The following is a 12,548-nucleotide window of genomic DNA, read 5'->3' on the forward strand; positions in this document are numbered from 1 at the left end:
TAATGCTTGACAATTTAATACTAATTACTTTTGGCAGCATCTGCATACTGTACCTTAAATACTACTGCTATATTATTTGGAATAAATTTTGGTTTTTGAATCACAAGTGAATCCGGATATTGCTTCCAGGAAATTTTTTCTTTACTGCCAAGTACACTGATATTTTTTATAGTGGTATTATTTTTCTTTTTACCAAGAAGTTTCAAGCTTACATTCTCAACAGGAGCTCCTAGTGCAGTAGCATACAAGATTTTCCCTTTCTGATTATAACGAATGTCCTGAGCTGTCAGCGTTACTTTCCCTTCATTAAATCCTTGAGCATTAATAGGATTGACTATTTCTGCTGCGGGTCCTTCACCATATACACTCCATGGACGCGTATCAAAGATGCTTTCTTTGTTTATATCCATCCATTTCGCTATATCTTCAAGGATTGCGATTTCTTTGTCATCGATAGAACCATCTCCGCGTACAGGTATGTTTAGCAATAGGTTTCCGTTTTTGCTGACAATATCAATAAGCATCTGAATAACCGTTTTAGCCGATTTATATCCATTTCCATCATAAATTGCTCTGCTATAATGCCAATCGCCAATACAGGTACAAGTCTGCCAAGCTTCGTTTTGAATCTGGTCAGGCACTCCTCTTTCTACATCCCAAACCATGCATTTTTTCTGTTCTGGAGTCAGTACTTTTCCAAATAGAACTGCTTCGAGTTTATTATCATGAGCTGCCATGTTGGTATTGTAATAATGAGCCGCTATTTTCAATCCTGCATCACTTACCGGATAAAGCGGAAGTCCTGAATCATCAAAATAAAGGAGGTCTGGTTTGTAGATATTGATTAAATCCATAGTGCGGTTATAAAAATTCTCGCAATATTCTACAGAAGGAATAGAGGCTCCGTTATCCCAATTCCATTGCCCCCACAAAGAAGTAATGCTTTCTGCACTTCCAGCGCTTAGCGGATGGTTTTGCGCATACAGCTCCTGTGGATCTAGCCCTTCCCACCAAGTGCCAACACCATCTTTTTTAGTAAGTTTTCCATCGTAAGGAATTCCAGCATAAGGTCCTTTTTTGTCTGAACGCTGCGATGTTTCAAACCAAGTCCAAGCATGAGCCGCATGAACACTTAATCCAAATGGCAATCCTTGTTTTTTAGCCGCCGCAGCCCAGCCTGAAATAATATCTTTTTTAGGACCAACTTTTGTAGAATTCCACGCTTGGTATTTGCTGTTCCATAAATCTAAATTATCATGATGGTTGGCCATAGCAAAAAAATACTGTGCTCCAACTCGTTTATATAGTGCTACAATTTTCTCAGGATCCCAGTTTTCCGCTTTCCAATCCTTAATAACTTCCTTAAACCCTGCTTTAGATGGGTGTCCGTAATGTTCTACATGCCATTTGTACTGTGCTCCTCCTTCATCATACATAAATCGGCCATACCAATCTCCCTGCTCCGGCTGACATTGCGGTCCCCAATGCGCCCAAATTCCAAACTTAGCATTGCGGAACCATTCAGGAGTTTTATACTGCTGAAGGGACTCCCAAGTTGGTTTAAATTTTCCCGAAGCGACTTTTTCAGTGTTTTCTGTAACCGGTGACTGGTATTTTTGCTGTGCCTGTAAAAAACTGGAGCAAAGGATACATAAAGCTGTAAATAATTGGTTTCTCTTATTCTTTTTATACATTTTGATTTTTATTTTTTGTTAGCCCTGAGCTAACGTGTTTTTAAATTTTTCTTTTCGGCTTTTATTGCAAAAAATTATTGGCTTTCTAAGTTACAGCAGAATGTGCTGATACAGATACATAATCTCTATATGAAAGTCCTAACAGAGGTTATTCTACTGTTAGGACTTCTGTAAATTTAATTTATCTCGTTTTTTTAATCATTTTAAATGATTGGAGAAGATTACCTCCAGTTCCTTCCACTTTTACGATATAGAATCCAGACTGAAGTGTGTTTCCCATTGATAACTGGCTTTGGCCTTTGACTTGCGCAGACTCCACATTTTTTCCATTAATATCAAAAATTCGCACGCTTATCGGTTCCTTATAATCATTTATTTCAATTTTAAAACTGCTTGTAAACGGATTTGGAGAACAGATTACAGTAAATTTCTGGTCTTGCAAGCTTTCTGTATTAGCACCTAACCTCAAAGTTGCACTCGATACTGCAGTTAGAGACCATTGCTGGTTATTGCTAGAGCTGAGACTCCACTGGCTTAAATCTGCTCCGTTAGTTGTATTTCCTAAACCATCCAAGTATATTCCAGTCGCTTTATTTTTAAACTTGAAATAACCTGAGCCAGCGTCTTCTTGTATCCATTTTTGCGCTTCACTTCCACTATAGGCCCATTGTCCAGCGATTGATGGATTTGCTGTTCTGCTCATTCCGTCTATATATAATCCAGTAGCTCTGTTTTTAATCATAACTTCGCTGCCGTTATACTCTAGAGACCATTGCTGGGCACTGCTTCCACTGTAGCTCCATTGCCCTGCGTTACTTCCATTTGTAGTTCTGCTCATTCCGTCTATTAGCAGTCCAGTGCTTCTATTTGAAATGGTGTAATAAGCTGCAGTTTCAGCAAGATCGTCACCATAAACAAGTCCTCTTCCAACAGTACTCATATAAACACGTCCGTAGATATTCATGTCTCCCATTACGAAGTTTCCGTTTCCTGTACCTCCATACTCATGCGCATCATCGTTAACGCGAGTCCAATTGCTGCCTTGATCTACTGAACGGAAAACTCCCGTAACTCCGCTTACAGTACCCCAGATATAAATAGTTGGATAAGAAGCGCCAGCTTTCGCTTTACCAATTCCGACTGCTGAAGCATTACTTACAGCTGTTGAAGGTGTGGTAAAACTAGTTCCGCCATCAACTGACCTTATTAGTCCTCCAGAATTCTTAGCAATCCACAAGTGCCCAGCATACCCAGGAACTGTTCTAATCAGGCTAGATCCCCAAGCTCCAACATTAGAAACCGTATTGAAAGAAGCTCCTCCGTCTGTACTTACTTTTAAATCTCCATTACTTCCGTTGTAGGCATAAAATTTATTGTTCGTAACAGCATCAGATACGGCAACCGTATTGAAATTAATTCCTGTTACAGTCGTCCAGCTAGCTCCATTATTGGTAGAACGGTACATAGCACTGGAAGATTCTGGAACATGTAGAATAGTTGCGCCGTCATACGAAAGTGCCACCGTTCCGCGTGGTCCTGCTAAGTTTGCAGTTGTCTTTATCCAATCAGTTCCTTGATTGTTGGAATAGTACATATACTCTCCAAGTCTTACAATTTTATTGGTATTTCCTGATGCATAAGCCAATCCAGATGTAGTTCCCATTGCAGGCTTATATTGTGGCGCATATACCGAAACATCAGTATGTTTAAATCCGTCATAATCTCCAATAACACTCATTAAAGGTCCGCCAGGAATGCTTATTAAACCTAGTGGAACGCTCTCTTCAAGGCCAATAGCATCAAACTTCCATGAAGTCTTTGATGCATTAAGATCATCACAGGTAAAAATACCATTTCCAGATATTACGCTGGCCTTATTGGTATTAAACGGATTAAATTTGATATCGCCAGTCCAGTGAATGGATGCTGAAGATCCTGAAATCCAAGTACAGCCATTGTCTAAGACATTGATTCCCGAATTTCCAACCAGATCTCTCCATGATGCACCGCCATCTGTACTTAAAAAGAAGCGATCTGCATAAATTATATTGCCCTGCGCATTGGTATACTGCGCCATATAAGTATTCATCGATGAGGCAATCAAACGCTGCGAATTGGAAGGGTCAACATCGATCCCGCCAAAAGGCCCCGAAAAGGACGATGGTGTAATATTCGTTAAAGCCCCTGCGCTAGAAAGCTTCCAAATCTGTCCTGAAGAAGGATTCCAAGGTCCTTCCTTATCAGCATAAGTGATTAATAAAGCCCTGTTGGAATCTAACACTGCTCGCTGAGGCATATAATTTACTGTGGCTCCCGAAACGGCATTCCAAGTATTTCCACCATCTGTACTTTTATAAAGATTGGAAGCTCCAGTTCTAGAAACACCAACATAAATAGTCTGAGTGTTGCCTCCAGAAACTGATGCAGAATCAAAGATTACAAAACAAATTCCGTTGTCATTCGCTGTTGTCGTAACAGGAAATGACGATACCTTAGACCAAGTCGAACCTCCATTGGTACTTTTAAACAATCCGTCACGTCTGCTTCCGCAAAAAAGCACATTAGAATTGTTAGGGTCTACCGCCAATCGCTCGCCGTTAGATCTTCCCATACCGTTTCCATGCGCCTTAAATTGTGAGGTTACTATAGTTTCCGTAAAATTGGCCCCTCTATCGGTTGATTTTAAAATGGCTGTTTTCTGACCATTAAAATAATCGGTTCCTACCAGCATATATACCACATTATTATTCTGAGGGTCAATTGCTAGCGATTCTACTCCCTGATAACCCAGCTGGTCTACACTGGTCCAATCCAATAAGGGTATCCATCTGTTGGTAGTTGCATCCCATCGATAAGCTCCTCCCACATCTGTGCGGGCATACTTTAAATTGGCGTCTGTTTTACTTGGAATAATACCAGTAACAAAACCTGCGCCTCCAATTTGAACATTTTTCCAAACACTCTGGGCTTGGGAAACGAAAACTGATAAAATCAATACACATAATAAGTAAGCTTTTTTCATCTTGATTTGTTTTTTAAAAGTTTAAATTATTATCATCCTTACAATCTATTCTCACCCGAACCAGTGCTTTTAATTCTTAGCATTTAGGACTGATAAGAGCTGCCGCAACTGAAATGCGGCAGTATAAATTCCTTTTTTCAAGGAATAGCCAATAAATGCCTAATCCTGAAAAAAACTTTGAAAGAGGGTATCTTAAAATTTTAGTTAGCCCCTGCTTTTATAGCATCTATCGTACGTTGGTCTTTTACAGTAAAATTACTCCTGTCTATGGCTACTCCTATATCCCACCAAAAAGGTTTAATACCACGCGCTAATGCTTCTTTGGTTGTAAAGTTTATCCAATAGTCGACCGAGGCGTTATGCATGGCCAAATCTTTTGGAAGATAAGCAGGACCACTACGTCTGTAAGCGCCATACTCTCCCATTATAACCGGTATCCCTTTATCAATAAATTTGGTTTTCATCTTGTTGTAATCAGCAAGTATCTCGTCCTCTTCTCCGTATGTAGCATTACGGTCAGGTTCGATGGTTGAATGATGGTCTTTACCCCAGTAGTAAATCAATTTACCCCAGCTCTCATCTTTATTCCCGATACAAAATTGTGATGGTGTATAGTTATGCACCTCAACCATGAGGCGATTTGGCACCTGATCTGTAGGAAGCGTGTTCATCAGGTCAAATGTCAATCCAGGATTTGTTTGAGGACCTTGAACGATAAGAACTCGGTGACTGTTTCTTCCACCTGTAGAGCGAACAGCTGTAACAAACGTTTGGTGGTATGATGCTAATACTGCCATTTCCTCAGCATTCTTAGCATCTGGTTCGTTAGCGCTGGCAAACATCAGGTGCTCGTCAAAATCACGCATTGCGGTAGCGATTTGTTCCCATAATGCTTTTTGTTTAGCATTGACAGTCTCCTGCTTTGCTTTAGTGATGTTTTTTTCTAGCCATCCACCGTCCCAGTGAATATTAAGCATGACATATATATCGTTATTCACACAATACCCTACGACCTCTTTTACCCTTTTGATCCAATTCTGATCAAGATGTGCAGTAGCTTCGTTGTCAAGATGAAAATTCCAAGCGCAAGGTATGCGAATGGCAGAGAAGCCTAATTGCTTTACAGCTTTTACATATTCCTCTGTGATCACTGGACTACCCCAAGCGGTTTCTCCACCTGGTGCTTCGAATGTATTCCCAATGTTCCATCCCAGTTTAAATTTGGCAGCCAATTCAACCGCTGTGCTCATCCCTGCAGCATCAGCTGGCTTTGGAGATAAATTATAACCTGGATACAAATTGCCTGTTTGTGTAACTGTTATGCGTCTTGCCTGTCCGTTATCTGCTGTAACAGTCAGTACAGCCGAACGGCTAACCCCGCTGTTGTTAGCAGAGGCTGTAAATGCAGTCTTCTCTGTACCTTGAGCCCCACTTAATTTACTTAATTGCAGCCAAGTTGAGGCTAAATTTGTTATGGTCCATTTACTGTTTGCTTCAATTGTAATTGGTTCAGATGTGCCTCCTTCAGGCATAAAAGAAATCGATTCTGTCGAAACTGTCAAATACGGCTCTTCCTCTGTACTTTTAGAACAGCTAAATGAGGATCCGCTGATCATAAAAAGCAACAGCATCTGATATAAGAATTTATGCTTCATTTAAATTGTTTTTTAGGTTTATAATTTGAACTGCGGAAATTACCTATCGGCAGAAGTTCCACAGTTCAGAATCTTTATTTTACTAATTAGTGCTAGCTTTAGGTTTATCAAGGATTTTTACTACCCTGATATTATCAACTGCTGCTCGGAATTCTCCAGGTGCTGGAGTAGAGGCGTCGTTAATAATAAAAAAGTTGATGCCGCCTGTGCCAGAACCGCCAACCAATTCGGTTAAGCTTGCTGCCGAATCGCCCGTTCCGTCTTTATTGTCCTTTTTAGTTCGGAACTCTGTTAAAGGAATCGTTACCGTAGTCCATTTACCTTCTGTAGTAACACCTTTACCTCCAGTAGTTTTCCAAGGTTCATATCTTGCCAAATAGGTCCAGTTATAATCCTTTACAATAAAAATAGAACTGCCTTTCCAAGTTCCCGCAATATTAATTTCAAATTTTAAAGCAAACTGGCTAAGGTCTAATGTTAAATCGTTAGGCTGAATCCAATACTGAGCCTGCTCAATATTAATGCAACGTCCGTTCTCCCACCAAGAACCGTTTCCTGCACTCAAAGCACCTGGATTTAAAATAGGATACACGCCTTTGTTTCCTAGAAAATCTGGATCATTGTCACTTGTTGAAGTTCCCCAAGACATGCTTCCTATAGTATCGAAATTACAAATCATGCCTGTGGTCAAGTCGTTCACATTAAATAAGGTCGCAATTTCACCTGATGCGGTAGTAATTTTTAAAGGACCGCTCACAGCTCCATCCGGCATTTTAAAACTTACTGCAGTTCCATCATCTGAACCTGTAAATTCCTGTACGGACACGCCTGCAAAAATAAGTTCGTTGATTTGAAACAAATTTGTCCCATACACGGTCACCTCTTCCCCTGGCTGCGGATTTTCATTTGAAATGTGATCTAGCGCTGGAGGTCCAGCCACGATATCAATATCAAAAATCGCTTTTCCGTCTGGGGTAACAAGCTCAATGGTATTTAAATCATTTTCGGCAACAGAAGGAAATGGAATCACTGCTGGCACTTGTACAACTGCGTAGTTATCGGCAAACAAACCTCCATTAAAATCGACTGCTATACCATTGAAGGCAATTTTTACGGCATCTTTTAAATGAGATCCTTTCAAAACAACCCACTGTCCCGGAACCAGTTTATTCACCAATGTGTCATTTGGAGCTGCTGCATAATTGCGCACCTCCGTAATCACTGGTCCAGAACTAGAATCGTCCTCATTATTGCAGGATACTAACAGTACCGTAACAAACATCATGCTTGCAAAAAGCAGGCGATTAAAACTATTATCTATTATTTTTTTCATAACTGTCATTATTTATAGTATGGAACTGACGGTTCATTTAACTTAGGGTTCACTACCACTTCTGTAGTTGGAAGCTGCAGGGTAAAAGTAGCAGAGGTTGCAGGCGATATCGTTCCAATAGGATCGTTTGGCGTTGCCGTTTTCGAATCCTTGTCGTAATCAAACAGTACTCTCTGCTGGTTGCTCAAAAGTGCCACTGCTTTCTGAGGATTATAATAAGAGAGTCTTACCAAATCATACCAGTATTGTCCCTCGCAGGCAAATTCTACTCTTCTTTCGTTAAGAATAATGTCTTCATTAATTGAGGTAACTGGATCTACTCCTGCGCGTTTTCTAACTTTATTAAAATACAGCAGCGCATCGGCATCGCTTGTCGAAACATCATTTCCAAGTACCGCTTCTGCATATACCAGATAGACATCTGCAAGTCTCAAAAGGGCATTATGCTCAATAGATCCCAAGTACGACATTGCAGGCGAATTATTATCGGCTTCGTTCCCAATGATATGCTTTTTCATTCCAGGAGAGGTTGCTGTATAACCGCCACCCGCAGCATTAAGCTCAGGATAATGATCTCCTGGCAACATAAAACTTGCTTTTCTTCTGATAGAATCTTGCTCCGTATAAGCCAAATACAAATCGTAGCTCACGCCTGGAGATCCCCATGCGCCTCCTTTTTGAGGATTAATGTCATTGCTTGGAGAGTAAGTCAATAAATGGTTACCATGCATCCATTCTGTAGTGGCAGACCATTGCAACGCAAAAAGCGATTCCTGATTGTCGTTGAACTTGGTTTTAAAAAGATCTGCATAACTAGGAAGCAGAGTTAATCCGCTGTTTGCGATAACATCTTTGGCGTACTTTTTAGCCTGATTTAAATATTCTTGATTGCGGCTTCCTCCAGTCTGGCCAACACCTGCTCTAGTTAAGTAGACCTTGCTCAACATTCCTTTAGCGGACCATGATGTAACTCGGCCTGGCTGATCGGTTTTAGGCAGGTTTTCTGCTGCAAAAGTTAAATCTTCGATTACAAATCTGTACACATCCTCTATTTTATTTTTATTGACTAGAGGCGATTTTATCAATTTGGTATTATCTTCTATAATAGGTACTTCACCCCAAAGCATTGCCAAATGATAGTAAGCCATCGCACGTATGAATCTTGCTTCGGCTACTGCCGCTTTTTTATCTGTGGATGATACTGATGAAGGTGTTTTTTCATTAATAGCGTTAATAGTCGTATTGCAATGTGCCACTATAATGTAAAGTGCTGCCCAGCCTGTTGTTAAACGCCCGTTGGATCCTGAAAGAGTAAAAGTATTAAGCTGCACCAGATCTGAACCCTGATATTGAAGAATAAGATTCCCGCTTAATATATCTCCTAAAGGCAGGTATGCCATATTATTCCATTGTGCCCAGATTTTGCCTCCGTATAATGCCGCTGTAGCTAAACGAAGCTCTTCTTTGGTCTGGTAAAAATTTTCTGTGCTTATTTCGGACTGTGACGGACGGTCTAGAAAATCGTCCTGGCATCCGGTGAGCACCGCTGAAACCAGCAGGCTTAAAATGATATTTCTATAAATTGTGCCCATATTTTTGTTTTGTTTCATTTTTAGTTAGTTAATCCTAGATTAAGTCCAAATGTAAAAGATCGGGACTGCGGATAGAAACCATTATCAATTCCCGCCTGCAAAGGATTCCACGATCCTACCTCAGGATCCATTCCTGTGTAGCTAGTAATTAGAAATGGATTGTTGACATTTACATACAGCCTAAGCGAACTTATATGTATTTTTTTCATCATCTCACTTGGAAAAGAATAGCCTAAAGTCATGTTTCTGCATCTTATAAAAGAACCATTCTCTACATATCGATCAGAAAAACGGTTGTTTCTGTTGCTGTCATTGTTTTTTAGTCCCACAATTGAAGTTTCAGGATTAGTCACATACACGTTATTCACATCTGAAGCCGAACCATTAGGATCAATTAAAGCCAATACAGCGTGATCTTTCAAAGACTTCAAATAACCGTTATTGGTAAGAGGATTGTCTCCATTGATTCTCATTCCGTTTACAACTTCGCTACCTTGATTGGCAGTAAAGAAAATATTCAAATCAAAACCTTTGTAAGTAAAAGTATTTCCAAGTCCAAACTGAAATTGTGGAACAGGCGATCCTAAAAATGTCTGATCCTTTTCAGTAATCTTACCGTCTCCGTCAAGATCTTTAAATTTAAGATCTCCGTACCATACTCCACCAGAATTAGGAGTAATTGGCAGCACTGTTCCGTCAGTATTGGTTGGAAGTGCGTGGTTTTTAAAATCTTCTGCTGTAGCGAATACACCGTCTACTTTATAACCATAGAATGATCCTATTGAACCGCCTACTACAGTTCTAGACACCACATCTCCTCCATAGTATCCTGGAAGGAAAGCTCCGTCAGTATTTAATTTCATTACTTTATTTTTATTGTGAGATAAAGTAAAATCTGTAGTCCATGTAAAATCTCCGTGCTCCATATTTCTTGAACTCAAATGAAGATCGATCCCTCTGTTGCGAACCTGTCCAATATTAACATAAGGAGCATTGATGGCTCCAGGAGAATACCCCACAATAGTTCCTGAATACAATGGAAGAGGAATCTGCATAAGCAATCCATCCGTCATACGATTGTAAACATCAACAGATAAATTAAGCTTCCATCCAAACAGCGCTGCATCAAGTCCGATATTGCCGTATTTGGTTTTTTCCCATTCTACTGCTGGGTTTGCGATGTTGGTAGTCATTTGTGCATTACCAGAAAGCCCTGTAGATACCGATTCTAAAGTTGATAGATAGGCATTGTTTCTAACATTTTGATTGTTGGTAAGCCCATATCCTGCTCTTAACTTTAATTCGTTAACGATTTTAGAACCTTTTAAGAATTTCTCATTGTTTAGTTTCCATGCAAATGCTCCAGAATATGTGGTTACCCAACGATTATCAGGTGCAAATTTCGAAGAACCGTCAGCACGGATATTTGCTGTAAAGAGATATCGGTCATCATAGATAAAATTCAAACGTCCGAAGTATGATTCTAGTGAGCTGTCTCCTTTTGTGCCTCCATTGGTAGCAGTAGTGATATCACCGCTTCCGATATTGGTTACATTATTAGAAATGAAATTTCTTCTTCCAGCAGAAACACTTTCAAACTGTGTCAGCTGAGCCTCATGCCCTAAAAGAGCATTAAAATTGTATTTTTTATTAAAGACTTTCGAATAGGTAAAGAAACTTCTAAATGTGGTAAAATAGTCTTGATTGTAAGCGTAAGAAGCTTCATTGGTCACTTTTTCAGCTAGTCCGAATTTATAAGTCGGGCTAAACTTGTCTTCTGTCCTATACAGAAAATTGCCTGAGATCTCATTACGGAAAGAAAAGTCTTTTGTAAAAGCAATATCTATATAAAGATTGCCAAAAAACTGATTTCTCTTCGGATTATTTTTATTGATAAGTGCCAATGCATAAGGATTTACACGTTTTGCAATCCATCCCTCGCTGCTTTCTTCCCCTGCAAAACTTCCGTCTGCATTTCTGACAGCGATATCTGGTGTCTGACTTAGTGCTTCCTGAATAACGTTTGATCCAGTAGAATTTACATTTTCATCAATGTGAGTCAGCTGCAGGCTAGTTCCCAACTTCAGCCAGCTTGTTGTCTTATTGTCTAAGTTCAATCGCACTGATGCTCTAGTAAATTCAGATCCTAAAGCTATACCTTCCTGATTAAAATACGATCCCGAAAGTAAATACTGTGTTTTTTCAGAACCGCCACTTAAAGTAAGAACATGATTTACTGTAGGCGCTTTACGAAACAATTCTTCTTGCCAGTTGGTCCCTTCTCCTAAATAATTCGGATTGGCAAATTCAGGTCTTTCGTCAAACCCCCATACTGCTGCCCTTTGGTTAATAAATGTGGCATATTCCCTTAAATTCATTGTTGGATACTGCTTGATAAGCTCTTGAAATCCAGTTGAAACCTCATAGGTTATTTTAGCCGCACCTTCTTTACCTCTTTTTGTTGTAATCACAATTACCCCATTTGTAGCTTGTGAACCATAAATTGCTGTAGCCGAAGCATCTTTCAAGACATCTACCGATTCAATATCTGATGGGTTTATGGTTGCTAGCGGATTGGTACCATTACCTGGGTCAAAACTTTGGCCAATGATAACCCCGTCAATTACATACAAAGGTGAACTGCTGCCAAACGAAGACATACCTCGTATCTGGATGTTTACACCTCCTCCAGGCTGTCCTGAAGTCTGCTGCACTACCACACCGGCTACTTTTCCTTGTAATGCTTGGTCAAAAGTAACAGGCTGTGTTTTGCGGAGCTCATCACCGCTAATGGAAGAAATGGCTCCCGTAAGGTCTTTCCTTTTGGCTTTTCCGTACCCGATTACTACTACTTCGTTTAGTGCTTTTAAATCCTCTTTCATTTGGATTGTAAGCTGGGCGTCGGTAACTTTTACTTCCTGCTTGACAAAACCCAGATAGCTAAACACAATGGTTTCACCGATTTTTGCTGTAATGGTAAAACCACCATCGGCATCTGTGACTGCTTTCTGATCTTTTCCTTTAAGCTGAACATTGACCCCAAAAAGAGGTTGGCCATCTGTTTCTGATGTAACAGTACCCTTAATTCTTTTTGGATCAGAATTTTGGGCTGACATCAGTGTGGCATAAAATAGCATCGCTATAATAATGCCTGTATTAAAAAGACTGTAACTGCGCTTTTTAATGCATCGCATTCCTTTTTTTTCATTCATAATTTGGTTGGTTAGGTATTAGTTAATAAGCTGGTTTGTC

The 12,548-nt window shown here is 39.9% G+C and carries 6 protein-coding genes; all 6 read right to left on the reverse strand.

The window, feature by feature from the left end:
• Nucleotides 1–20 precede the first annotated feature (20 nt).
• The 6 genes from J7574_RS10110 to J7574_RS10135 all read right to left on the reverse strand — a co-directional run bounded on the left by J7574_RS10110 (nucleotide 21) and on the right by J7574_RS10135 (nucleotide 12,508).
• Nucleotides 21–1,694: an alpha-L-fucosidase gene (locus J7574_RS10110; RefSeq protein ID WP_290967612.1), complete on the reverse strand. Its 1,674-nt coding sequence runs from the start codon at nucleotides 1,692–1,694 to the stop codon at nucleotides 21–23.
• Between the two features lie 181 nt (nucleotides 1,695–1,875).
• A complete protein-coding gene (locus J7574_RS10115; RefSeq protein WP_290967614.1) occupies nucleotides 1,876–4,716 on the reverse strand; it encodes an RICIN domain-containing protein in 2,841 nt (946 codons plus the stop codon).
• 200 nt (nucleotides 4,717–4,916) lie between these two features.
• Nucleotides 4,917–6,371, reverse strand: a complete 1,455-nt coding sequence (locus tag J7574_RS10120; protein ID WP_290967616.1) for a cellulase family glycosylhydrolase — start codon at nucleotides 6,369–6,371, stop codon at nucleotides 4,917–4,919.
• Nucleotides 6,372–6,453: 82 nt separating this feature from the next.
• Entirely contained in the window at nucleotides 6,454–7,704 is a 1,251-nt protein-coding gene (locus J7574_RS10125; protein ID WP_290967619.1) for a glycan-binding surface protein, read from the reverse strand.
• 8 nt (nucleotides 7,705–7,712) lie between these two features.
• Complete coding sequence (locus J7574_RS10130; protein ID WP_290967622.1) at nucleotides 7,713–9,314, reverse strand: RagB/SusD family nutrient uptake outer membrane protein; 1,602 nt, start codon at nucleotides 9,312–9,314, stop codon at nucleotides 7,713–7,715.
• 2 nt (nucleotides 9,315–9,316) lie between these two features.
• Entirely contained in the window at nucleotides 9,317–12,508 is a 3,192-nt protein-coding gene (locus J7574_RS10135; protein WP_290967623.1) for a TonB-dependent receptor, read from the reverse strand.
• Nucleotides 12,509–12,548 lie beyond the last annotated feature (40 nt).

It is taken from the genome of Flavobacterium sp. (assembly GCF_017744675.1).
Classification (GTDB): domain Bacteria; phylum Bacteroidota; class Bacteroidia; order Flavobacteriales; family Flavobacteriaceae; genus Flavobacterium.

Bases quoted from the DNA above. Each gene is read 5' to 3' on its own strand.
- J7574_RS10110 (WP_290967612.1), bottom strand. From the start codon at position 1,694: ATGTATAAAAAGAATAAGAGAAACCAATTATTTACAGCTTTATGTATC.
- J7574_RS10115 (WP_290967614.1), bottom strand. From the start codon at position 4,716: ATGAAAAAAGCTTACTTATTATGTGTATTGATTTTATCAGTTTTCGTT.
- J7574_RS10120 (WP_290967616.1), bottom strand. From the start codon at position 6,371: ATGAAGCATAAATTCTTATATCAGATGCTGTTGCTTTTTATGATCAGC.
- J7574_RS10125 (WP_290967619.1), bottom strand. From the start codon at position 7,704: ATGAAAAAAATAATAGATAATAGTTTTAATCGCCTGCTTTTTGCAAGC.
- J7574_RS10130 (WP_290967622.1), bottom strand. From the start codon at position 9,314: ATGAAACAAAACAAAAATATGGGCACAATTTATAGAAATATCATTTTA.
- J7574_RS10135 (WP_290967623.1), bottom strand. From the start codon at position 12,508: ATGAATGAAAAAAAAGGAATGCGATGCATTAAAAAGCGCAGTTACAGT.